Source organism: Heyndrickxia sp. FSL K6-6286 (assembly GCF_038630395.1).
Classification (GTDB): Bacteria; Bacillota; Bacilli; order Bacillales; family Bacillaceae_C; genus Heyndrickxia; species Heyndrickxia oleronia.
Genome location: NZ_CP152029.1, coordinates 2240134 through 2265495, shown reverse-complemented (window position 1 = coordinate 2265495; position 25362 = coordinate 2240134). Strand labels below are relative to the sequence as shown.

Sequence of the window (25362 nt, the reverse complement as noted above, 5' to 3'; positions counted from 1 at the left end):
TTTTCCTATTTTTGTGTGTTAATTCTTCTATTACCGTAGTTGTTTGGCCGTGAATTTTCTTAAATTCACGGCCATTAATGCGAGTCCCATTTCATTTTCTACCTTCGATTTTCCTCGTACAGAAAATCGAGTGAAACGTAAATTAGCCTTCAAGAATCCAAAAACTGGTTCCACATCGATTTTGCGTTTTCGATAGATGGAGCTCGTTTTCTCTTCTGAAAGCTTCGCTCTCACATATACTTTTTGTTGTTCCCATTGTTCATTCACCATTAGTTTTCGATTGTTGCCTTCTTTCGCTTTTGTACATGATGAACGGAATGGACATCCCGAACAGTCCTCACACTCGTAGATCTTGAACCTTCGTTGGAATCCCGTACGATCAGTACGGACAGAATGATATTGAAATTCAAGACGTTTCTGGTTAGGGCATATATATGTATCTGTTTCTTCACAATACTGCCAGTTGTCGGGATTCAATGGGTTTTGTTTGTACTTTTTCTTTTGCTCCTTCAAATACAGATTATACGTAATCAGTGCTTCTCGTTTTCTGTTCAAAAGGATATCATTATAGTTTTGTTCACTACCATAACCTGCATCTGCGACAATATGTTTCGGTAACACGAAATAATGGTTCTCGATTTCATCAAGAAATGGAATTAACGTACGTGTATCTGTTGGGTTTGAAAATAAACTATAGGCAAGCGTGTATTGCCCTTCTGTTGCGATTTGTACATTGTAACCAGCTTTCAATTGTCCGTTTTGCATATAATCATCTTTCATTCGCATAAATGTCGCGTCCAGATCTGTTTTGGAATAGCTATTACGTGTGCCTAAAATTTCAAAGTCTCGTTGATATTTTTGTTTTCGTAAGACAAAATCAATCAACTGTTTACGCACTTGTTTCGGGTATTTGCGTTCACTTCTTAAAGCTTTTCGTTCTGGAACGTCTGATGATTCCTTAATTTGTTTATCATACTCAGCTACGACATTGTCCACTTTTCCTACCAATTGAGCGAGCTCTTTCAATGATAATTGTTCATCACCTTCCCGTTCAATTTCAGGTATAATTTCGTTCTCAAGTAGCTCGTTATATAGCTGGTTTGACCTTTCAATTAAACTGTGATGATATTTCTCAATCGATTTCTTCCAGACAAACGTAAATTTATTCGCATTTGCTTCAATCTTTGTACCATCAATAAAAATTGCTTCTTGATCGATTAGTTTTTCTTCGATTAATTGGCAACGAAATTGGACGAAACATTGGCGAATTAATTCTTTCACATCTGAATGAACACGGAATCGATTGATTGTACGGTAGCTTGGTTCATACCCTTGTGATAGCCACATCATCCGGATACTGTCTTTTAATAGGGCTTCAATTTTTCGCCCTGAAAAGACAGATTGGGTGTAGGCACATAAAATAATTTTAAGCATCATGCGTGGATGATAAGCAGGATAGCCCTCATTTCGCAGAAATGGTTCGAAAACTTCATGAGGAATACTTTCAACTAGATGATGGATATGAAAGGCAATATCATTTTTTTGTAATTTTACTTCTAAATCTAAAGGCAAAACTAATTGATTCATGGTATAATTTTTAAACATAAGGATCCTTCTTTCTGTATAATTTTGTTGTGGTGACTTAATTTTATCAGAAGTGGTCCTTATTTTTGTTAAAAAAATAATCAAAGCCGGTGAAATTTTACTTGTCGTAAAATTTCACCGGCTTTTTCATCTCAGAGGTGGGTTTTGTCCCAGCCTCTTTTCTATAATTTTTTGGCACTATTCTTAAACCACGTTGCTAAATAAGCAGTGTTTTAACTAATAAATATTGGCTGAGAACAGCTATACCCTTTAATTCTAACTGGAGAATCCTTTCTTTGGTGTAAAAGTCAGTAGTTAGGCTTTCAAGAAACAAAATTTCGAAAATAACCTTAATTTTTCATTCTAGGATCTAATGCATCTCTCAATCCATCGCCCATAAGATTGAACCCAAGAACCGTTAACATAATTGCTAAACCTGGGAAGATGACCGTCCAAGGTGCCTGTAGAATAAAATCCTTCGAATCAGCCAGCATTTTTCCCCATTCAGGTGTCGGTGGCTGTGCACCTAATCCTAAAAATCCTAAAGCAGCTGCCTCAATGATTGCACTAGCAATCGCTAATGAACCTTGTACAATAATTGGTGCCATACTGTTTGGAAATACGTGATGCAATAAGATTCTTCCATCACCCATACCTATAGCTTTTGCTGCTGTTATATACTCTTCTTCCTTGACCGTAAGAACCCTTGAGCGCACCAATCTACCAAAGGTAGGGATATTTATTATCGCAATCGCAATTAATGCATTAAATAATGAAGGTCCAAGCATGGCTACAATAGCAATTGCTAATAAAATACTTGGAAAAGCCAATAAAATATCAAAAATTCTCGAGATGATTCCATCCACTATTCGACCATAGTATCCAGCGATGATCCCTAAGAACGAACCTATGATCGCCGAACCTATAACAGATAAGAAACCAACTACTAAAGAAATTCGTGCCCCAAATATGACTCTACTTAAAATATCCCGTCCTAAATCATCCGTTCCGAACCAATGAGTTGCAGAAGGAGGAAGATGCTTGTCACCTGTTTCTGTATAATCATACGGTGCTAAGACGTTGGCAAAAATAGCAATAAGAATAAAGAAAAGTACTAATCCTAGCCCAAAAACTGCCGCTTTATTCTTTTTGAAATTTTTCCAGCCCTCTTTCCATGGAGAAATCAATGGCTCTTCAACCGGGGTTGTATGAGTTGCATTTGTTGAAAGTTCTGGCATTGATTAACCCTCCTAATATTTAATACGTGGATCAATCGCTGCATAGAGTAAATCCACAATTAAATTTATTAACACAAAAATAAGTGCCAAGATTAAAATTCCTGATTGAATAACGGGATAGTCACGAAATTGAATGGCCTCATAGATATAGGTTCCCATACCAGGCCATCCAAAAATCGTTTCAGTTAAAATAGCTCCACCTAATAATAATCCTGTTTGTAAACCTATAATCGTTAAGACAGGTATAAATGCATTTTTTAACGAATGCTTGTACACTACCCAAAACATCTTCATTCCTTTTGCACGCGCAGTTCGAATATAATCTGAACGCATAACTTCTAGCATGCTGGAGCGAGTAATCCGGGCAATAATCGCCATTGGTATTGTTGCTAATGCGATACTTGGCAAGATTAAATGTTTGAATACATCTATGAACTGATCGAATCTACCTTGGATTAATGTATCAATTAAATAGAGATTCGTTATTGCCTCAACGGGATTTCGAATATCATCGCGACCCATTGTAGGTAATAAATCTAAATGAAGGGAAAAAACATACTGCTCCATCAAGCCAAGCCAAAAAATAGGCATGGATACACCTATAAGTGCTATTAACATAACAATGTAATCAAACCATGAATTTTGAAACCATGCAGAGATAATTCCTGCATTCACACCAACAAAAATTGCAATGAACATTGCCACCAATGCTAATTCAACTGTAGCACCAAAATATGGCCAAATCTCATCGCTAATAGGTGCTTGAGTTTTAAGTGAGGTACCTAAATTTCCTGTTACTAAATCCTTTATGTAATCAAAAAATTGAATATACATTGGTTGATCAAGACCTAGCTGCTTTGAAAGTTCGGCAACAGCCTCTTTTGTGGCGAGCTGTCCTAAAATGGCCCTTGCTGGATCTCCAGGAATAGCATGGATAAGCGAAAATACAATAATGAGCATCCCGAGAAGTACAGGTATTAGTAGAAGTAAACGTCGAACCGTATAAGCAACCATTTACAACTTCACCCCTTTAATTATGTAGTTTGAATGAAAAAGGGGAGTCATTGCTCCCCAGGATTGTTATTCAACTGTAGTGTCAGCAAAACTTTGTGATCCAGTTGGATGTGGGAAGAATCCCTTAACTGTACTTTTTCCTGCTAATTGTGGTAGTGAGTGTGCAATTGGTACCCATGGTGCATCATTATGAATAATTACTTGTGCTTCCTTATAATATTCATTTCGTTTTGCTTCATCTGTTTCTGATTGTGCTTTAACTAAAAGCTCATGTAACTCATCATTTGAATATTGCGAGTTATTATTTGAACCAATGGCATCCTTATCAAGCAAAGCATATAAGAAGTTATCTGCATCACCATTGTCACCAGTCCATCCTACAATGTAAATCGGCGCTTCCCCTTTAGCTAATTTATCTAAATAGGTCCCCCATTCCATCGTAACAATTTTCGCTTTTACGCCAATTTTTGCAAAATCAGCTTGTATTGCTTCAGCTACTTTTTGTCCGTTAGGCATATATGGACGAACAACTGGCATTGTCCACAGGTCAACACTAAAACCATCCTTGAAGCCTGCCTCTTCAAGCATCTTTTTCGCTTTATCTAAATCATATTCATAGTCTTCAATTTCATCATTATATCCGTTGATTGAAGGTGGCATCGGGTTTTTTGCTGGTTCTGCTGTACCTTCATAAAAGTTTTTAATTAACGCTTCTTTATTAACTGCATGACTAAGAGCTTGACGTACCTTTACATTATCAAAAGGTGCTTTTGTAACATTAAAACCTAAATATCCAATATTCATAGATGGTCTCTCAAAAATTTGAAGATTCTTATCCGCTTTTACAGTTGAAATATCACTTGGATTTAACCCATCAATTAAATCGACTTCACCTTTCTTTAAAGAATTTAGTCGTGTCGAATTATCCTTTATTACTTTTAGAACCACCTTATCAAGCTTCGGTAATCCTTCCTTCCAATAATCCTTATTTCTCACAACCGTAATGGAATCATTTCGCTTCCAACTTTCGAATTTGAAAGGTCCAGTTCCAACAGGGTTTTCGATATATTTATCTCCAAACTTATCAATTGCTGTTGGGCTTGAAATTCCAAATGGAGACATAGCCAAGTTCTTTAAGAATGGTGCTTGTGCACGGAAAAGTGTAAATTGAACAGTCGTATCATCAATTGCCTTTACCTCTTTAATGACCGCTGCTTCATCCCCTTTATATCCTCCAAATTGAGATTGGTAATATGGAAATTTCTCCACATCTCCGTTTGCCCAACGATCAAAATTCTTCACAACTGCCTCAGCATTAAAATCTGTACCATCGTGGAATTTAACTCCCTCTTCTAGCTTGAATGTATAAGTTAAACCATCATCAGAGATTTCCCAAGACTTTGCAAGTCCTGGCTCAATTTCTGTTGTTTCCTTTTTAAAATTTACAAGTGTTTCGAAAATCTGTTCAGCAACAATCAGTGATTCCCCATCAGTTACTGTGGCAGGATCAAGTTTTACTGCATCCCCCCCACGTGCATATACTAGAACACCTCCACCATCAGATGAATCTTTCTTCCCATCACTGCTCTTTTCACTATTTGATTTGGATGAGGAACATCCCATCAAAGCCAACGAAAGAACAAGGATAAAAATAATTACTCCCGTCAATTTTTTTCTCATCTTTTTCCCCCCATTTTTTGATTGATGTTAGTAGTTTTTTTAACATCTTTCATGTTAAATCTATGCAAAATCACCCATGTAGATGACATGCCGCAAAGTGACCTGCTTCGACCTCTTTAAATAAAGGTCTTTCTACTGCACATTTCTCAAATGCTAATGGGCATCGAGTATGAAATGTGCAACCTGAAGGAGGATTTGCAGGACTTGGAACATCCCCCTGTAGAACAATTCTTTCTTTTTTATAATCCACATCAGCAATTGGTACAGCTGATAGCAAAGCTTGAGTATATGGATGTTTTGGATTTTGATATACTTCTTCACTCTCTGCTAATTCAACCATTCTTCCTAAATACATCACCCCAACACGATCACTAATATGTCTAACCACACCAAGATCATGGGCAATAAATAAATAGGTAAGATCAAAATTCTTTTGTAGATCCTTCATTAGATTTAATACTTGTGCTTGGATAGAAACATCTAAAGCGGAAACAGGTTCATCAGCAATAATTAGCTTTGGATTTAAACTCAATGCTCTTGCTATTCCAATCCTTTGACGTTGACCACCACTAAATTGATGGGGATAACGAGTAGCATGATAGCTATTAAGCCCAACGATTTCTAAGAGCTCGCGAACCTTTCTTTGACGTGCTTCCTTGTCCTTCACACCATGAACCAGTAATGGTTCTTCTAATATTCTTTCAATCGTATGTCTAGGATTTAATGATGCATATGGATCCTGGAAAATCATTTGCATTTTCCCTCTAATTTTCCTTAATTCACGATTTGATAGTTTCGTAATATCGTTGCCTTCAAATATAATTTTGCCTTCACTTGGTTCAAGAAGGCGTAGGAGCATTCTTCCTGTGGTTGATTTTCCACAGCCGCTTTCACCTACTAACCCCAATGTTTCACCTTTATGTATCGTGAATGATATATCATCTACTGCTTTTACCGTACCTATTTGTTTTGAAAATACACCACCACGGATTGGAAAATTCTTTTTTAAATGTTCTACCTTTAATAGAGGTTCATTCATGAAATCTCAACTTCCTTCCCCTCTTCGTATAACCAACATCTAACCTTTTGTCCATTTTTCAAAGTAGTTAAATCTGGTGTGTCAGTGAAGCAACGATCATGTGCATGCGGGCAACGCGGGGCAAAATGGCAACCAAATTCTATGGATCCTGGTTTTGGAACATTACCCGGTATGGAATATAATCTTTCCTTTTTTTCTCTCATATCCGGAACAGACTGAATCAAACCGACTGTATATGGATGCTTTGGTTCCTTAAAAATCGTACGAACATCAGCTTCTTCAACAATTTTCCCGCTATACATCACGATGATTCGTTGACACATCTCAGCTACGACACCTAAATCATGAGTAATCATAATAATAGATGTATCTGTTTCTTTATTTAGCTTTTTCATTAATTCTAAAATCTGTGCTTGAATCGTAACATCCAATGCTGTTGTTGGTTCATCAGCTATTAAAAGTTTGGGGTTACATAGCATGGCCATGGCAATCATTACACGCTGCCTCATCCCACCTGATAATTGGTGAGGATATTCATTAATTAATTGTTCTGCACGAGGCAAGCCTACTTTTTGTAACATTTGTATGGCATACTCTCTCGCTTTCTTCTTTGACCACTTCCAGTGGATTTTTATAGCTTCGATTAATTGTTCACCAATTGTAAATACAGGATTTAAACTGGTCATTGGTTCCTGAAAGATCATAGCAATTTCATTCCCGCGAATACTTCTCATCTTTTTTTCTGAAAAATTTGCTAGATTCTCACCATTAAAGTAAATCCCACCTTCTACTTTCCCGTTGCTTGTTGGGATAAGTCCCATAATTGATAGAGATGTAACACTTTTTCCACAACCAGATTCACCAACAATACCAACCACCTCTTGACGTTTAACAGTAAAGTCAATATTATTGACAACTGGAATAATACCGTTATCAGTTGAAAATGATGTCGATAAACCTCTGACTTCCAGGACCGGATTTTCCATTTTTCCCCTTCCTTTCATATGATCAGGCTTGATGATTTAAAAACAGAAAGCCAACAAAAAAACCGTCCACACAAAATATATGTATTCTAAATAGACATTCTATTTATAATATTCTACCTTTAATAAATATATTTGAAAATACTTTTTTTAAAAAATAATTTGAATTTTCAACCTACAATTTCAGGAAACATATTTTTATACAGTTTCCTATAAAAAAAGGAATCCATAAATGGACCCCTTACGATTTAATATATAATAACAAGGATGTAAATTTCTAACTCATACTTTTTAACTTATTTAATTTTTTCACAAAGCTATTCCTCATCGCATCCGCTAACTCAGGAACTTCTATTATTTTCTCCATACTTTGTACATGATCACCAAAGAATAATGCATTCATAGTGTCGTAAACACTAACCTGCATAGGATGACGTTTAATCAGCTTGATGCTAGAATCCTCCCTAATCATCCCTTCTTTTAAAACACGTGCAAAATATCCCGTATAACATGTGTCGACTGTTCTTTTTAATAGCGAGTCTAATGAATTATATTTTGAAATGGTTGAACATGGAACACGTCCTTGTGTAATCTGAACAATTGTATCACCGATTTGAAAAATGTCCCCAATACAAATATCCTTTTCTAGCATACCTGAAACAGTCAAATTCTCACCAAATGCAGGGATGGATAAGGTTTTGTTAAATTCCTCTTCCCATTGTTTATAATGCTCATATGGGTAAAAACAGACCGCCCGATCTGGACCTCCATGAAAGGCAGGATTTGCTACACCATCCCCAACAAACTGGTCCTTTAATAGCAATGCCTCAGAAATGGATTCTTTGCCAATTCCTGTAAGAAATTCTTTTGATTTATAGGAAGAAATCTTCGGCTTTCCGATGTTTAATCGTATAATTTTCATCATTTAACTCCTCATAATTTATAGATTCATAACTTAAGTAGTCACTTTACTTTTAGTCAGCAATGAAACAATGATAAACATTAGAAATGATAAAAGAATAGGTATGACAACCGTATGCATGCCAAGTAGATTAGGGTGGAAACGATCCAAATAAATATAAGAAGTCATTCCTACAATCATGGAAGTAATCGCCCCAAATTTATTCCCAGTTTTCCAATACAATCCCATGACAATTGGCCAAATAAAAACTGCTTCCAAACCACCAAAGGAAAATAAATTCAACCAGATCAAAAGATCAGGTGGATGAATGGAAAGAATAACAACTGCGACACCAATGATGGTCGTCGACCAAAAACTAATTTGCTTTACTTTTTTAACACTGGCATTTTTATCTACAAAACCAATATATACATCCTTCACAACTGCAGAGGAGACAAGTATTAATACGGAGTTGACCGTTGACATAATCGCCGCCATAGGTGCTGAAAGCACGATTCCAGCTGCCCAAGCAGGAAGAACCTTCATTGTAATAATCGGCATTACGGTATCTGCATTTTCAATTCCTGGAACGATTGCCCTCGCTAACACACCGATTAAATGCATACCAAACATTATTACACCAATAACGATTGTGCCAATTATTATGGCTCTATGCATAGCATTTGCATTTTTATAAGACATTGCTCTAACCGCAATTTGCGGTAGACCAACTACCCCTACTCCAACCAGAATCCAAAAGCTAGAGATGTATAAAGGTGTTAAAGAGCCATCAGCTCCATATGGACTTAATAAATTTGGATTTTGATGCTTTAATTCTGTCATTATATTTTCCATTCCACCACCAGCGACAATGGTAGCGATTAATAGAATAATGGTTCCACCTAGCATAACAATCCCTTGAATAGTATCTGTTATTGCAACAGCTCGAAATCCACCTATAATGACATATATAAGAACAGAGATTGCAAAAATAAATAAGGCTGTTGTATAAGATACCCCCAATATAGATTCCATGAGTCTAGCACCACCGACCCATTGAGCAATCATAGAGGAAAATAAAAAAACAATAATACTAATCGCTGCAATAATGGTAACCCAATTTGATTGGTATCGTTCTTTTAAAAAATCTATTAATGTGATTGCATTGTATTTCCGAGCAATAATGGCAAATTTCTTGCCTAATACCATAAGAACAAAATATCCGGTTACAACCTGGGTCATAGCTAGCAATACCCATGCTAATCCATAGTTATAAGCTGCACCTGGCCCGCCAATAAAGCTACTTCCACTACCATATGTAGCGACCATCGTCATGGCTAAAATAAATCCACCCATCTGTCTACTACCTAAAAAATATTCTTGAATAAATGAATTAGAAGAATGAACATATCGAGACGAGAGAATCCCTACTAAAAAAAATAATACTAAAAATATGACAAGAGGAATAATCACCTGAATATTCATTGTTCTTCACTTCCTTCATCTTCAAAAGGTACATCTTTAAAAAACAATTTAACAGAAATAAAAACTAACACCACAATGATGATGAAGCCAAGCACACAGCTATAAAAAAACCATGCTGGTAACCCTAGTATGTATGTATATTGTTCAACTTTATTACTTCCAATTCCATAGGCAAACCCATACCACCAAAGAAAATGTATAATGGCAAGGGCCACCCCTATCCATGCTTCTTTATGAGCAATTTTAAAACGAGGATCATTCATATGTGATAGATTCCCTCCTAATCAGTTTACATAATAAAATTATTGTTATTTAATGTTTTTGAATGAATTGTTCAATCAATTTATTTACTTTTTCGAACCTTCTAGTAGGTAGTTGATGACCCGACCCTTTAATCAAATGAATCTCGGTATCGATAAACTTTGAATAATATTTAATATGGTGATTAATATAATCTGTCTTCGTGCTATATAGTAACATTAATGGGGCATTTAATTGTGATATACGGTCAACACAATTAAATCGTAATGATTCAATATAGAACTGCCTCCACGTGTATCGATTGGACTTTAAAATATGTTGATAAAGTTCTGCTTGTAGAGAAGCTTCGCGATAGTGACTTAGCGATAATAATTTCGCTAACATCTTGGGTGCATATACGACCATATTTATACCTATATGATGTTCAATTCTTAAAAGCTCTGTTGTAACTTTAGGGTACCCACCTGATAATATCACACCTTTAACATTCTTTGGATACTTAATTGCATATTCTTGGACAATCGTTCCACCTGCAGAGTAACCAAATAAAAAAATTGCTTCTTCTCCAATTTGATTTCTAATCGCTTCAATTTCCTCTACATACAAAGAAATATTCATTCTTCCATCTATTGAGTAACTGTCCCCATGTCCTGAAAAATCCGGTATTAATAAACGATAGCTGGATTGAAGTAACTTTTGCTTAATAAATGTTTTTCTCCCCATTCCTGGAGGATGAACAAATAATATAGTCGGACCTTGACCTAAATCCTCATAAAATATTGATCGATTTACACATTTTACGAATGGCATACATACACACCCTCTTTATTCTTTTCTTATAGAATAGGGTTTGCAGAATGGACAAAATTAATAAAAAAAAGAAAACATCATAAAGATATGCTTTCTTTTTTGAATATAAATTCTCACTGATTAAACTGTACAGATCCTATATTCTGTAATACTAATCTAAATTATAGCCTTTCTTTTTAAAATAAATTAGAAAATGCACCAAATTATTAACGTTTTTTTCTTTTTCATGCATGAGAATGACTGTAGGAAAATTTTCAGGTGATCCTTCAAATTGTTTCAGCACATTTGCTACGTATTCCCCATGCATTTTCTTTACCCCATGTGTGAGGCTATGTATACCATCACTATGCAGCTAAGTTTCATTTGATTACTATGTTTGATGTTTTAAAAAACTTGCAATCATACTGAATACAAAGTCCTTCGCTCCCTCCCTCATATAATAATCTATTTAATTTGTTTGATATATTTTTCACCAATAATTATTCTATTTAATTTTTAATATATATACATAGTTTTTTTGCTTTTTACAGAATTTAGGATTAATTTATGACCTTGCAAAAAAACTTCAAATGAATGTAAAAATCAATACGAAATTTAGTGTATATTACAAATATCATCATAATTATTGGGATAATTTAGAATATCAATTTATAACGAAATGATTATCTACTTCTCTTGATTGATCAGCTTTTGATGGTCTACAGCTTGCGGTGGTTCTTCCAACCATCCATGTTTAATCATCAAATTCGCACCATCTTCCGCATATAAAGCAATTTCTGCAGAAAGTCGGGTATATGTAGCACTTAAGTCCATTCTTTGACAAGTTCCTGCTGCTGTTCCGTAATTACCTATTCCAACTGCTATTAAATAAGTGGTATGAAACATCATTAACTTATCTGAAAATGGCGCATGCGTACTATTAAGAACATTTGCATCCCAATTCGATGGTGCCGGAATATCCTGATTTATTAAAATTGAACTAAATTTCTTCATATGCTTTGAGGCAATTTCTTTTCCTGCTGATAAAAATTGCCTAACATCATTATTTTTACAAACCTGTGCAAACCCCATCATCAATACTTTCCCTAATGCATTAGTTTGATAATTTATAAATAAATGGGTCATTTCAATTGCTGTTAAAGGGCGTTTATGCTGTCCGAAAAAGTCAAATAAGAAGCTTTGTTTTTCTACAAAATCTACACTAGCAGGTGGTGCAATTTGTGGTGGTCGTACATATACTCCTTTTGACAATAACACTTTCCTTGCCTTGTCATGTAGATTTGCAACTGAAATAAGTAGGTCATTGAAGAATTGACTAACGTCTGTGCGTGCTGAAATACCAATAGCAACTCCTATACCTGCCATTGCAATCATTTCTAACTTTTGCAAATACAATAAGATAAATACATCTGTAAACAATCTTGGTGCATTTTCATTCACATCCTTATCTGTGAATCCTTCTGGTACAGGAATTTTTTCTTTAGAAAATATTTCTTTAATTATATTAATATCACGCTGTGCAATATTTAGAGAATCTTCAATTAATGGTAGAATTTCTTCGTCCCTGCAAATGTTTTTAAAATACTTCATTACACATAATGCTAGTGTATCGTTTAAGTATTGAGTCCAAAGAAAACCCATTTCCGATGAACTTAAGGGAATATTATGTTCTTTTATTATTTTTCCATCTTCATTCACATTTGACATTCATGCTTTCCTCCTTAAATTAGCAAAACATTTTATATTGATATTTTTACGCCTAATTTATTCATTTATTATTATATTAATGGATCCGCTAAGAACCTTATCCACAAAAGAAAACTATTATCAAATAATATTCCTCATTATTAAAGGCTGTTTTCGTATAGATTGTTGCTTATGTAAAAGCCCCACTGCTGGCTTTTACACCCAATAATGGATTCAGTAATTCTTATGGAGTTTGCAGCTCATTTCTCAGAGACATGAAAGGTGTATTTGTCTTCAGTCGAAATTTATCAGTTAACACTTTACTTAAAAAGTAACAATGTTAAGAGAAAATAGCCTTAGAAATAAAACCGTCAATGTCAGTGATAAAAAAAGAAAAATATTTGTGTCCCAAGTCCATATTTATTGTTTTTTAATAAACCAATAGCAAAGTTATATGTATTTTGAGTCAATAAAGCCTCCATTGGAATTTGCACAAAAAGTAAGTGAAGCATTGAAAGTATAAAGAACAAATAGAAACGATGACTGTCAGTTATTATTCAAAATGTATACTTTAACTAAAAATGTGCATATGCACTCTATCAAATGACTATACTCAATGAATTACCATGAATATATTGTTTATGAAAACTGTGAAAGGAGTTGAAAATAAATGAGAAATTATGATGAATCGGGAAATCAAAATTATTTTAGAGGAGATCGTAATAGAGAAAATAATCGTACTAACACGAATGTTGATGTAGAAGCTGATTTTGATAATGATATTGATAATAGAGCAGATGCAGATTCTGAATCGAATGTAAGAAATACTGATAAAAATACGAATATTGCTCGCACTACCGTTTCAAATTCCGGTAATTCTAGAGTAGATATTAGGTTAAACAACAGAAGTATTGCACGGGTTCGGACGGATCAGGATCAAGATAATGATCAAGATCAAGATCTTGACATTGATGTAGATTTTGAAGATTAATATTTTACCTACTAAAGTGAAGAAATGGAGGGCTATAAATGTCAAAAAGAAATCGTAACCGGAGGAATAATAACAATAATGACAATGTCTTTTCTGATGAAAATCGCAGAAACAACACTCGGACAAATGTTGATGTAGATGTCGATACAGATCTAGATAATGAAGTTCGTAACAGAGCAGATGCTGATTCTGAATCGAATGTAAGAAATACTGACAAAAACACGAATATTGCTAAAAGTAATCTTAACAATTCTGGCAATTCAAGAGTAGACATTCGTATAAATAGCCGTAGCAATGCACGTGTTCGTTCAGATCAAGATCAGGACAATGATCAAGATCAAAATAGCAATGTTGATGTTGATTTTGATTTTTAAAATCTTAAAGTGGGATCCTGTTTCCCACTTTTATTTTAGTAGGTGATGTTATGGGTTCACGAATTCCAGTCACAACTAATTCGATTGCAAATAGAAATAAACGCACGACTCAAAATGTAGCTGAAAATACAAATACTCTTAAATCTAAAAATGAAATCCAGTCCATTGAAGATACTCGTATTAACATAAACAACGATAATAAGAATACAATTGGTCAGAGCGGTAACTCTGATGTAGATGTTCATGTTGATGTACATGTTGATACAACTGCTATTGGCTTTGCCATCCTTTGTTCCCTACTAGCTACTAAACAAATGAGTAATGCTGAGTTCGAAGAAGCAGTAAACCGTCTTCAACAGATCACCCAAAATAAATTTGTTTTTAATGATAATAATAGTTTATCTACAGTAAAACTATTCGAAGACAATCATAGAGTGAATTAACATTAATTCACTCTTCTTTATGTCAGAAGTCCTCCTACTTTCTATGAAAAATAAGGAAAGATATTTTTCATTCTGGTCTTCACCATTTGTTCAAGACTTTATGATTTCTCGATTTATTTCTATGCTTCAAAAAAATATGCCGTACGATAAATAGTACGACAATCGATTTATTTATTCATTATCAGGCTTTATTGCAAAAAAGGTTGCAATTAAGGCAATTATACTTAATCCACTTAGTAAATAAAAAAGTGAGTTTTCAGCGTTCTTCATTAAGATAGCCATTATAGGAGGACCTGCTGCAACCCCAATAAATCGCATTGAGCTATAAATAGATGAGATGGTTCCACGCTCCTGTTTTGCAATTCCCGACGTAATAAACGCATCTAAACATGGTAATCCAACACCAATTCCAATCCCACTAATTAAAAATAAACTAAGCATAAACCACATCGCTTTTGACATACCTAGAAATGCAATAGATCCAGCAAGTAATACTATTCCACCGAAAGTAATCCACTTCATCAATATTTTATTTTCTTTTATTAATTTTCCTGTGATATAAGAAGCGATACACAATCCGCCTAAAGGAATCGCAAGTAAAAGCCCTTTCTTTACATCCTTTATATGATATACCTTTTCCAATATATCAGACATAAAGAACAATACTGCAAAAAGAACAAACATTAATATTATTCCGATCAAAAAAATTGCAAATAGCCATTTCCAATTATTTTTGAATGTATCTTTTATACTTGCTATAAACTTTTTGAAAGGAATAGGTTCTTGCTTTTTTTTCGGACTTTTCACTAAAAAAATCATTAATAAAATCGATAGTAGGCAAAAAACGGGAATAGAAAAAAATGGGATAAACCATACAAAACCAGCCAAAAAAGCCCCTAAAATTGGACTCAGTACTTTTCCAAGAGTATTTGATGTTTCAATTAAACCTAAGGAACTACTGACGTCATCATCACTTTTAAACATATCGCCAACAAGGGGCAAAACAATAGGAAATGCACCTGCAGCTCCGACGCCTTGAAGTGCTCTTCCGATAAGAATAATCCAATAGGGATTTCCCATTTTCCAACCAGCCCACGCGGAGATGAGTCCCCCTATTCCTGTAATAATTAAACTCGGAATAATAACATTTTTTCTACCGATATGATCAGATAAAAATCCAGCAACAGGAATTAGTATGATTGCAACTATTGAATAAACGGTAATAATCATACTTGACTCAAAGGGAGATATTCCTAACTGCCTTTCCATCGCAGGAAGAACTGGAATTAGCATAGAATTTCCTAATGTCATTACAAGCGGAATAGATGATATTGATAATACAGCCCATTTTTGATTATTTTTATTCGAATCGCTTTTCGATCTTTTCTTTCCAACTACAGATTGAATATTTTCTACATGTTCCATTATTGACACGCCTTTTTGTGTTTTATTTTCAAAGATGGATTAAAAGTCTTAAACGAATCACATTACTTTTAATATGGACTAATACTCGAAAAAATACATGTACCTTTTGATTACATTTTATGGAATGTCTTTAATTTCCTTTTACTCCATAGAGAATACATGCTACTCCACCAAATATCCAAAGCATCTTAGTAAAAGAAATCTTATCTGCAAGACCAAATAAACCGATTGTTGTTGTAAGGATTAGAATAATTGGACCAATAAGAGCGAGGGAGCTATTAATAACTAGAGCCTTTTCCACATCATTATATTTAAGAATTAATAAAGCAACTAAGATCTCAATACTCCCAGATATAATTCTTAAAAATGCCATCCCTATAATCGCTTTTTCAAAGAAAAGAAACATCATTGTCCTCCTCGAGCACATCACTTTTTTACATTATATGCATCATGTGGTCAGAGAAGGACAAGTAATAAGCATTATCAAGATGTTTTTACTAAATCTACTCTTTTTTACTTTCCGGTTTTTTCTCATTTAAAGTTCGGTATAATTGGGTATTCATACTTCCTTGAACAATATTGTCTAGAAAAAAACTGCCAATTATTTTTAAATATTCTTCATCAGCAAACATCTTTTTGTTTTGCAGTTCCATTTCTGCTAATCCTTCATAAGTCGAAAGAACTGCATATGTATGATCAGGACCAGTAATAGGAGTTAAAATTTCCATTTGATGACTATAATTTTCATTACGATAATTTTTCATTTCATGTAAATTTTCGATAGCTTCTTTAAATTTTTCTTGTTTAATTTGAAAAGTTTGATAAACAAATACTGGCATAATTCTACCTCCAAAATTTTATAGTAAATTGGCAAAATCAAATGCCTTGTGGAAATAAATTTTTCTTCTTTCTTTTTGTCATTTGTAAAATGACAACGACAATAATTACCACCGCAACAAAACCAATACTTACAAAAAATCCTGGCCTACTCGTCTGATGAATGCATGTCCCACTAACAGCAAGTACTATTAATAACATGCCTATGAAACGCTTTAAATGATCAAATTTGGTTGCTTTAATTAATCTTGGAAAAGAAATAAGTATAAAGAACCAGTTATATAAAAGCATTAGTCCTGCAGCTGTTGTTATATATTCATACACGCGATCAGGCATTATTAGAGCTAATATAATTGAAATAATCATTCCACAAATTGTTAAGCCTAATGCAAGTGGGGGTACCTTCATTTTTCCTTTTTTAGAAAAAATCCTAGGTGCATCGCCATCCTCTGCTAACGTCACTAACATACTAGTTACTGCGAATAATGATGCAACCATTGTAGAAAATCCCGCAATAATTATTCCGCCTGTAAACAAATGAGGAAAGAAGGAAATATCATATTTATCAAGAGCAATTACAAATGGACTTTCCTTTGCATTAAATTTATTAAAACTTACTAAACTCGTTGCAAATATCAATGATATTAAATAAATGAATGTTAACATAAGGAGCATACTAGCCCCTGCCTTTTTTGCATCTTCTTTTTTCTTTAATCTAGTTGCCATAATACCCATAATCTCGATGCCACCAAAAGCGTAAAAACCAAAGATAAGTGAGGACCACAAGCCCATAATTCCTTTTGGAAAAAAATCTGTCTTGTGATAATGAAAGTGAAAATCTGCCTTACTTCCTCCAAAAAAGCCGATAACTACAGAAATGGCAAGCACTATAAACATAAAAATAGCAGCAATCTTTATGATTGCAAATATATTTTGAGCTCTTTCAAATCCCTTTGTCCCTATAATGACAATAAGTATACCAAGAAGAGCGTATACCGATGCAAAAATCCAAAGTGGAATATTCGGAAACCAAAACCTCGATAAAATTGAAAGTGCAGTTAATTGGCTACCAGTGATCAACATTTCTGAAAACCAGTATACCCATCCACTGCTAAAACCCGCCCAAGGACCGAATGCCTTTTTAGCATATGAACGAAATGAACCCTTTTGAGGGTCTTGTGCTGACATTTTTGATAAAGCTTCTGAAACGATATAAGTACCTACAGCAGCTAATATAAAGGTAATAAGGATCGAAGGACCAGTCATCTTAATTCCTATTCCCGATCCTAGAAAATACCCTGTACCGATAATGCAACCTAATCCAATAAGTGAAAATTGCCACCAAGCTAGTTTTTTCTCATTGCTATCCTCTTGTTTTTTTCCCGCACTAGCAGGTATCTCCAAATTTATCCCCTCCTTATTACTCAATATATTATTTGTCTGACTATTATTTATTATGTAAGAGAGTAAATAATGGTTTTTTTAATCTAATGATTTAAATATTCTGTCTAATCATATTTCCCTGAAGACAAGCATATTTGTAAAGGGCAAAGTTCTATAATAAAGGAGTGTAAACTTAAATGACTGGGAAACGATTTAATAAAAAGCTTTCAATTGTCGTTATACTTCTATTTACATTATTGACAATGGCCTTTTTAGATCATAAAACGGAGGTTGATGCGCTTAAAGTACCAGTATCGATTGCAACAATGGGAAATGATCAGGAAAATCAATCAACGAAATTGAATGAAACCTTTGATTTAGAATTTAAGCTCGTTGATACAAAAGAGGATAAGGATGAAGGAGAAATTGTTGAGACTTACCAAGAATTTGAAGTGTATAAAGATGAGAATGGTGTTGTTACAAAAGAAGTGCCTACAAACCATTATAATTACTTAACTTATTCAACTGACAATGGAAAATCTGATCAATAAAAAATTCTGCTGCCTCTTCCTAAAGAATGGGCAGTTTTTTTATTTATATCCATTGTAAAACGAATAATCTTTGCTTGTTATATAGAAACTATTATCAATTCAATTATGAAAGGAGTTACACTGTTGAAAAGATTAACTGCATTGGTGCTTAAATTTGGGGCCACTCTCATTGCACTCTTTATTGTATTAGGTCTTATTTATGGCATGTCTTTCCAAAGCATTGTTTTACTTACAGCTGTAATAGGTGTTGTATCTTATATTATCGGTGATTTATTAATCTTACCTCGGTCAAACAATATCGTAGCTACTGCAACAGACTTTGGTTTAGCTTTCCTTTTAATTTGGTCTATTGTTTCTTTTGGAAACGTAGATAATAATTATCGTGCACTCTTTTTTGCTTCCTTATTAGGAGCATTCGCTATATCTATATGTGAGTCTCTTTTTCATATCTATATGTATCGAAACTTCTATCAGGATGAACCGAAAAGTAAGCGAAGAATTTCTGTCATGAATTATGCAATGGAGAGTTCAGAAGAAATTGCTCCACCAAACAAAAAAAGTAAGAAATAATCTTATAAATAGTTGTACAAGCATAGTCCTCTGAATACAATGTAATACACAAATATTGTATGGAGGACTATTCATTTGAACAACTTTATTAGTTATGTCTTTTTAGGGATTACTTTAGCTGCTCCAATCGGACCAATAAACGCTGCACAATTAGATAAAGGGATAAAAAGCGGATTTCTTCACGCTTGGTTTGTAGGACTTGGAGCAATAGTTGCAGATTGTTTTTACATGCTGTGTGTCTATTTTGGACTTGTTCACTTTTTGGAAGCGCCTATTTTAAAACTATTTCTTTATTTATTCGGTTGTTTTGTCCTAGCGTATACAGGAATAGAGAGCCTGTCTACTGCAGGAAAAATTTCAACAAATCAATTTCGCAATAGGGAATCTTTAAGAAAATCATTTTCAACAGGTTTTCTTATGTCTATCTCAAATCCATTATCTATTTTATTCTGGCTTGGTATTTATGGATCAGTTTTAGCTAAATCTGTTCAAACCGTCGATTCGAGTCAACTTATCTTTAATAGTAGTGCCATATTTATCGGTCTCTTCATTTGGGATATCGCTATGGCTGGTTTAGCTAGTACCTTTCAAAAGATCATTGATTCAAAATTTCTTACCCTTATTTCCTACTTTTCTGGACTATCACTCATCGGTTTTAGCATCTACTTCGGATTTGAAGCTTATAAAATGATATTCTAAAATTTATGGTAAGCAACATGCTTAGAATCGACTCAGTTTCTTACGACCATCAATTTATACCAAGTTTATTCATTAAACGATTGATGGTCTTAATATCATCATATATTCCATTTAATCCTTAGCTATTTTATAACAATACCATACGAACTGTGCATTCATGATAATTTCTTCTTAATTGCCTCTTTCACATTAGCATATTCTTTTTCCCTGATTATTTCGTTCATTTCAACCAAAGCATTCAAGCTTTTTAAGTAATCCTTCTCATTTCTAAGCTCATAATTTTTTTCTCGTCATGCTTCTACTGAGTCTATTTCTTCTTATAATTGGAAAACACTCCCCTTTGCCTCTAGCTCCTCTAATTATTTTCTTTAGCAACTGATTCCGTTGATAAATAGTAACTTTATCTAGTCGATATTTCATTTCTATTTCCAGTTTTCAACTTCGATTACATGCCTTGAAATGAAAATACCCCGTAAATGTTAGTCATTAAACTAATATTTACGGGGTATTTATCAATAAGGATTTTTATTTCTCTTTATTTTTATCTTTTTCTTTTTCACTTGTTATAGGATTATTGATCGTTTGATCAGTTGTGTAATCATAATCCGCACGATTTACTGGTGTAAAGCCATTAGGTGTATAGAATCTTAATAAATCATCATAAACCACTTTATCTGAAAGTTCTAATTCAGTTTTTGAAACCTTATCACCTTCTTGACAAAGCTTATCATCCACTTTCTCACCTGTTGGATTACTATAACACTCACCACTTACTTGTGTTACATCTTTTGATACAAAATCACCGTTACGGAACGGAACAATTTGACGATGTTCTTTAGATAATAAATCAGAACCAAATTGAATGTACTCTTTTGTATCGATACCAAGTAAATGCATTAAAGTAGGACGAACATCAACTTCACCACCATATGTGTGGTCAGCCTTTGCTTTCACCCCTGGTACATGTATAAATAAAGGAACTCTTTGTAATTGAGCATTTATATATGGAGTAATTTCATCAACACCCATTACTTTAGCCATTGCTTTATTATGATTTTCTGATAAACCATAGTGGTCACCATACATCACAATAATCGAGTTATCATATAAACCAGATGTTTTTAAATCATTAAAGAATTGTTCAATTGACTCATCTAAATAATGAGCAGTTTGAAAATACTTATTAACAATTTTATCTCCAAAGTCACCTTCCGGGAAATTAGGGTCATTATTTAACTCAAACGGGAAGTGGTTTGATAGAGAGATAAATTTTGTATAAAACGGTTGTGGAAGTTTTTCAAGATAAGGCATTGACTCTTTGAAAAATGGTTTGTCTTCCATACCATAGTTAATTGTATTTTCCGGACTCATATCATAATAATTCGCATCAAAGAACTTATTATATCCAAAGGACTTATAGATTTCATCACGATTCCAGAATGTTTTCGTGTTACCATGGAATACTGCAGATGTATACCCTTTTTGTCCTAAAATTGCAGGTGCTGCTTGATATGTGTTCAGTGCTTTAGTAGTGAACACTGCACCTTTTGGTAGAGGGAATAATGAGTTCTCCATCATGAATTCAGCATCAGATGTTTTCCCTTGTCCTGTTTGATGGAAGAAGTTGTCAAAATAAAATGTATTTGGGTCCTTCGTTAATTTATTTAAGAACGGTGTAACTTCTTGACCATCTAATTTGTAATTAATAATAAAGTTTTGTAGAGACTCTAAAGAAATGTAAATGACATTTCTACCCTTTGCTGCACCAAAATAATCTGGATTTGGTTCAGAATGGTTTGCCTTCACATAATTTTCAACATCAACTACATCACTACTATCAGCTAGCGCACGTTGTGCAGATGATTTTGTCGTTTGAATCGCATCATAAATCGTATAGTTATATGCTCCTAAATATTTTACGATATAGTTACGATCAAACGTACGTGTTAATAATTCCGGACGATCAGCTTCAGCTAATCCTAAGTTAATGATAAAAAATGCAATCGCTGCTGCAAATACAGCAAAGATTGAGCGACGATTTATTTTTTCAGCTTGTGATTTAATTACTTTAAATACAATTAAACCGATTATGATAATCGTATCAAGGAAATAAAGCACATCATAAGGCTCCATTAACGCTGCTGCACTACCGCCTAAATCTCCAAAGTTCTTTGTTTGAAAAAGTACTGGAATGGTAATAAAATCATTGAAAAATCGATAATAACAGACGTTTGCATATAACAGTATCGATAAAATTAAATCGATGACTATGATCGCAATTGTTCGGGCACGTCCTTTAAAGAACAACGCAAAGCCAAAAAAGAGTAATGCTGAGCTTATTGGGTTAAAGAACAATAAGAACGCCTGCATACTATTTTTAATGTCTAAATTAAATTCTGCCTGATATACCGCATATGATTTTAACCAAAATAAAATAACGATTAAGAAAAACAAAGAAAACTTTTTATTTAACAAACTATGAATTTTTGATTTTATATTTCCCATTTTTTTACCTCCTATTTGTCATCGTGATGACTCAAAGGTGAATGAATTGAATTACATTGATATTTTTGACCCCAGGTAATTGGTACTCAATCATTTTAATACTTTCTAAAAAAAAAGCAAGCATTTTTAATGAAAACAGTATATCCGTACTAGTAAAAAATATCGGTAAATTAGTTGATTTTTCGACAAAAAAAATAAACATACTGTTTTATATTAGACTAAAGCTATGTTTAACTTATATATATTATAACATATTTTTATTTAGATTCTCGAACTTCATATAATTGTCAAAGTTTCTTATTCCAATAAAAAAACTGCCTAAAAAGGCAGCTTTTTAATCAATTATAGTTTTACAACGTTGTCAGCTTGAGGTCCACGTTGGCCTTCAACGATATTGAATTCAACACGTTGACCTTCTTCTAATGTTTTGTAGCCTTCTCCAGCGATTGCACTGAAATGTACAAATACATCATTTCCACCTTCAACTTCGATGAAGCCGAATCCTTTTTCACTGTTAAACCATTTTACTGTACCTTGTGTCATATATAGACAACCTCCAAAAATTTTTTAATATGTTACTCATATTTACGCAGTAAATAAAAATTCACATATTATAAAGAGCATCCACACAAATAAAAGTAGGTACTCTTTATAACATGTGAATCTAATAAACTCGATATTTGCATCCATAATAGATCATAAAAATGATTGGTATCCTTGTATTGCTTAAAGTAAAATGTAATGCATTGCACTATGCATCTGTCTTTCAAAACAACGAAAGCCCTTCCTCTCATCCGTCCTTACGGTTCCTAGACCGCGCCAGTATGAATTGAAAACTCCAAACCATACAGCGGAAAAGAATATAGCTTCAAAACTATTCACTCCTTAACTGAGTACTACCATATTGTACAACTATTTACAAAAAAAATCAACAAATATAGAAATTCTCCCATTTATTTCATGGATTTTCTTGATTTCTTTATAAATAATGAAAAGGCATCTAAAAAATAGATGCCTAAAAAATCACCAGAAGCCGCCATATCCACCATATCCGCCATAACCGTAGCCATAACCACCGCCGCCAACATAGGCAGCACCCACTATTATTAAAAGGATAAATAATACGACGATAAACGCAAAACCACCGCCATATCCTACTCCACCTGCAGCACCACTCATATGGTCATTCCTCCCTTATAGAAACTTCCCTAGCATAGTATTCATTTTTAGGGATTTGGGAATAGAAATTTATAATATTGGGCGAAAATGGACAATAGCCTATGTATCTCAAACGTTAAGATTTATCCTCTGTTTCCATTTCTCAATCATTACATATGTATTAAAACAAATGATTAACCAAAATGCTCCAGCAATATATCCACCTACTACATCACTAGGATAATGAACACCTAAATAAATTCTACTTATTCCTACAATTAAAATCATAATAATACCAATAATGGCCCCACATAACTTAGCCCATTTATGTTTATAAACTTTAAAAAGTATAAACGCTAAGCATCCATACAATATCATTGACCCCATCGAATGTCCACTAGGAAAACTATATCCTTGCTCTTGAATAATTGGTTGAATATCAGGTCTTTCACGTTTAAAATACAATTTTAAAATTTTATTAAATACACCCGCACCTAGTCCAATTGTAAGTGCCAAAAACAAACACATTAATCGATGACGTGTAATAAATAAAATGATGATGGCAATGACTGAAATGATTGCTACTCCTTTTACTGAACCAAAAAATGTGATGACTAACATTATGGAAGTTAACCTATCGGATATATTGCTTTGTACTTTTGAAATTATATCGTTATCAAATGAACGAATTTGTGGTCCGTTTAAGCTTGTACCAATCATCCAAAACACCCAAATAAAAATAACAAGCAGTAATATTTGAATTACACCTAACCAAATTACCTTCCTTTGCATCCTTAAACCTCCTGAAAACACTAGTCATTTTATGGTAACATATGAAATGAAAAAGACAATTCTTTTTCGAACTGTCTTGTCGTTCTTTATTGAACTTTTTTCTCCTTTCCTGGGGACTTCCGACGTCTTGTAGGAGCTTTCTTTTCTACCTTGGGCTTCGTTTTATCTATGGATGCTTGCAATGCAGCCATTAAATCAGTAACATTTGCTGTTGGAATCTTTTCTTTCGGTGTAACCATTTCTTTCCCTGTTCGTTTCGATTCAATCAATTCCATAAGTTTAGAACGGTATTCATCCGTGTATTTCTCTGGTTCAAAAGGAGTAGTTAATTGATCGATTAAAAGAATTGCAGTATCAATTTCTTTTTTTGTTACTTGATCCTCTGCTGGTACATTCGGTACATCTCCTACATTTCTTACTTCATCTGGAAAATGGATGGTCTCCATTAATAATGTGTTTTCATATACCCTTATCACTGCTAATTGTTCTTTAGAACGCATAACAATTTTCGCAAGTCCTGATTTTTTAGATTCAATCAATGCTTTGCGAAGTAATCCATATGCCTTCATCCCGCCTTCATTTGGGGACATATAATAACTACGATTATAATAGATTGGATCTATTTCCTCCATTTTAATAAAATCAATAATTTCAACAGCCTTTTCTTCAGTCGCCTTCTTCAAATCCTCCAACTCTTCATCCTCAAGTATCACATATTTTCCCTTTGCAATTTCATATCCTTTAACAATTTCATTCATAGATAGTTCCATTTCACAAACTGGACATCTTTTCTCATATTTTATTGGTGTGTGGCATTTTTTATGAAGTGATCGAAGCTTTATGTCTTTATCCTCAGTTGCAGCATGTAGTTTGATTGGTATATTGACTAATCCAAAGCTAATGCTCCCTTTCCAAATAGTGTGCATGGATGTCACCCTTTCGTAAATAACTAT

26 protein-coding genes are annotated in these 25362 nt (G+C 33.8%); 6 read left to right on the top strand and 20 right to left on the bottom strand.

Annotated features, from left to right (window positions below; genetic code table 11):
- Positions 1–30 precede the first annotated feature (30 nt).
- The 11 genes from MHI39_RS11450 to MHI39_RS11400 form a co-directional block, all read right to left on the bottom strand.
- Positions 31–1605: an IS1182 family transposase gene (locus tag MHI39_RS11450; protein WP_058006960.1), complete on the bottom strand. Its 1575-nt coding sequence runs from the start codon at positions 1603–1605 to the stop codon at positions 31–33.
- 329 nt (positions 1606–1934) lie between these two features.
- A complete protein-coding gene (locus MHI39_RS11445) occupies positions 1935–2822 on the bottom strand; it encodes an ABC transporter permease (protein WP_058004364.1) in 888 nt (295 codons plus the stop codon).
- Between the two features lie 12 nt (positions 2823–2834).
- Positions 2835–3836, bottom strand: coding sequence for an ABC transporter permease (locus MHI39_RS11440; RefSeq protein WP_058004363.1), 1002 nt, complete (start codon positions 3834–3836; stop codon positions 2835–2837).
- A gap of 66 nt (positions 3837–3902) precedes the next feature.
- The gene (locus tag MHI39_RS11435) at positions 3903–5516 is read right to left on the bottom strand and encodes an ABC transporter substrate-binding protein (RefSeq protein WP_078110464.1); all 1614 of its coding nucleotides are present in this window, start codon (positions 5514–5516) and stop codon (positions 3903–3905) included.
- Positions 5517–5586: 70 nt separating this feature from the next.
- Complete coding sequence (locus tag MHI39_RS11430) at positions 5587–6555, bottom strand: dipeptide ABC transporter ATP-binding protein (protein WP_078110465.1); 969 nt, start codon at positions 6553–6555, stop codon at positions 5587–5589.
- Complete coding sequence (locus MHI39_RS11425) at positions 6552–7541, bottom strand: ABC transporter ATP-binding protein (RefSeq protein WP_078110466.1); 990 nt, start codon at positions 7539–7541, stop codon at positions 6552–6554. Before MHI39_RS11425 ends, MHI39_RS11430 begins: the two co-directional genes overlap by 4 nt.
- A gap of 274 nt (positions 7542–7815) precedes the next feature.
- Positions 7816–8463, bottom strand: coding sequence for an MOSC domain-containing protein (locus MHI39_RS11420; protein WP_259545258.1), 648 nt, complete (start codon positions 8461–8463; stop codon positions 7816–7818).
- 30 nt (positions 8464–8493) lie between these two features.
- Complete coding sequence (panF, locus tag MHI39_RS11415) at positions 8494–9924, bottom strand: sodium/pantothenate symporter (protein ID WP_342541261.1); 1431 nt, start codon at positions 9922–9924, stop codon at positions 8494–8496.
- Positions 9921–10187, bottom strand: a complete 267-nt coding sequence (locus MHI39_RS11410; RefSeq protein WP_259545256.1) for a YhdT family protein — start codon at positions 10185–10187, stop codon at positions 9921–9923. The genes panF and MHI39_RS11410 overlap by 4 nt, the downstream gene beginning before the upstream one ends.
- Positions 10188–10236: 49 nt before the next feature.
- A complete protein-coding gene (locus MHI39_RS11405) occupies positions 10237–10995 on the bottom strand; it encodes an alpha/beta hydrolase (protein ID WP_259545255.1) in 759 nt (252 codons plus the stop codon).
- 666 nt (positions 10996–11661) lie between these two features.
- Positions 11662–12702 (bottom strand): DUF3231 family protein, encoded by a 1041-nt coding sequence (locus MHI39_RS11400; RefSeq protein ID WP_251337086.1) that lies wholly within the window; start codon positions 12700–12702, stop codon positions 11662–11664.
- 649 nt (positions 12703–13351) lie between these two features.
- On the opposite strand from MHI39_RS11400, the gene MHI39_RS11395 reads away from it, so the two are divergent.
- Genes MHI39_RS11395 through MHI39_RS11385 form a run of 3 tightly spaced genes read left to right on the top strand, consistent with a single transcriptional unit; the run spans position 13352 to position 14489 of the window.
- Positions 13352–13672 (top strand): hypothetical protein, encoded by a 321-nt coding sequence (locus MHI39_RS11395; RefSeq protein WP_058004354.1) that lies wholly within the window; start codon positions 13352–13354, stop codon positions 13670–13672.
- 38 nt (positions 13673–13710) lie between these two features.
- Entirely contained in the window at positions 13711–14046 is a 336-nt protein-coding gene (locus tag MHI39_RS11390; protein ID WP_259545254.1) for a hypothetical protein, read from the top strand.
- A 50-nt stretch (positions 14047–14096) separates the two neighbouring features.
- A complete protein-coding gene (locus MHI39_RS11385; protein WP_259545252.1) occupies positions 14097–14489 on the top strand; it encodes a hypothetical protein in 393 nt (130 codons plus the stop codon).
- Positions 14490–14660: 171 nt separating this feature from the next.
- Here the strand turns inward: MHI39_RS11385 and MHI39_RS11380 are convergent, their stop codons facing one another.
- The 4 genes from MHI39_RS11380 to MHI39_RS11365 form a co-directional block, all read right to left on the bottom strand.
- Complete coding sequence (locus tag MHI39_RS11380; protein ID WP_280615569.1) at positions 14661–15914, bottom strand: MFS transporter; 1254 nt, start codon at positions 15912–15914, stop codon at positions 14661–14663.
- A 130-nt stretch (positions 15915–16044) separates the two neighbouring features.
- Positions 16045–16320 carry a YqhV family protein gene (locus MHI39_RS11375; RefSeq protein ID WP_058004351.1) on the bottom strand — a complete coding sequence of 92 codons (276 nt, stop codon included), beginning with the start codon at positions 16318–16320 and terminating at the stop codon, positions 16045–16047.
- A 97-nt stretch (positions 16321–16417) separates the two neighbouring features.
- Positions 16418–16753 (bottom strand): hypothetical protein, encoded by a 336-nt coding sequence (locus tag MHI39_RS11370; protein WP_071974969.1) that lies wholly within the window; start codon positions 16751–16753, stop codon positions 16418–16420.
- Positions 16754–16790: 37 nt separating this feature from the next.
- Positions 16791–18155, bottom strand: a complete 1365-nt coding sequence (locus tag MHI39_RS11365) for an amino acid permease (protein WP_342541259.1) — start codon at positions 18153–18155, stop codon at positions 16791–16793.
- 176 nt (positions 18156–18331) lie between these two features.
- Between MHI39_RS11365 and MHI39_RS11360 the strand changes: the two genes are divergently transcribed.
- The 3 genes from MHI39_RS11360 (at position 18332) to MHI39_RS11350 (ending at position 19954) form a co-directional block, all read left to right on the top strand.
- On the top strand, positions 18332–18685 hold the full coding sequence (locus MHI39_RS11360; RefSeq protein WP_342541258.1) for a hypothetical protein: 354 nt from the start codon (positions 18332–18334) through the stop codon (positions 18683–18685).
- Between the two features lie 123 nt (positions 18686–18808).
- Complete coding sequence (locus tag MHI39_RS11355) at positions 18809–19255, top strand: YndM family protein (protein WP_058004347.1); 447 nt, start codon at positions 18809–18811, stop codon at positions 19253–19255.
- A 75-nt stretch (positions 19256–19330) separates the two neighbouring features.
- The gene (locus tag MHI39_RS11350) at positions 19331–19954 is read left to right on the top strand and encodes a LysE family transporter (protein WP_078111264.1); all 624 of its coding nucleotides are present in this window, start codon (positions 19331–19333) and stop codon (positions 19952–19954) included.
- A gap of 525 nt (positions 19955–20479) precedes the next feature.
- Here MHI39_RS11350 and MHI39_RS11345 read toward each other — a convergent pair.
- From MHI39_RS11345 to MHI39_RS11325, 5 genes are all read right to left on the bottom strand, one after another.
- Entirely contained in the window at positions 20480–22459 is a 1980-nt protein-coding gene (locus MHI39_RS11345) for an LTA synthase family protein (RefSeq protein WP_058004346.1), read from the bottom strand.
- A gap of 342 nt (positions 22460–22801) precedes the next feature.
- Positions 22802–23002 (bottom strand): cold-shock protein, encoded by a 201-nt coding sequence (locus MHI39_RS11340; protein WP_058004345.1) that lies wholly within the window; start codon positions 23000–23002, stop codon positions 22802–22804.
- A 480-nt stretch (positions 23003–23482) separates the two neighbouring features.
- Complete coding sequence (locus tag MHI39_RS11335) at positions 23483–23638, bottom strand: YjcZ family sporulation protein (protein WP_071974974.1); 156 nt, start codon at positions 23636–23638, stop codon at positions 23483–23485.
- Between the two features lie 108 nt (positions 23639–23746).
- On the bottom strand, positions 23747–24409 hold the full coding sequence (locus MHI39_RS11330; protein ID WP_251345071.1) for a phosphatase PAP2 family protein: 663 nt from the start codon (positions 24407–24409) through the stop codon (positions 23747–23749).
- Between the two features lie 86 nt (positions 24410–24495).
- Positions 24496–25335: a Ku protein gene (locus MHI39_RS11325; protein WP_058004343.1), complete on the bottom strand. Its 840-nt coding sequence runs from the start codon at positions 25333–25335 to the stop codon at positions 24496–24498.
- Positions 25336–25362: the final 27 nt, after the last annotated feature.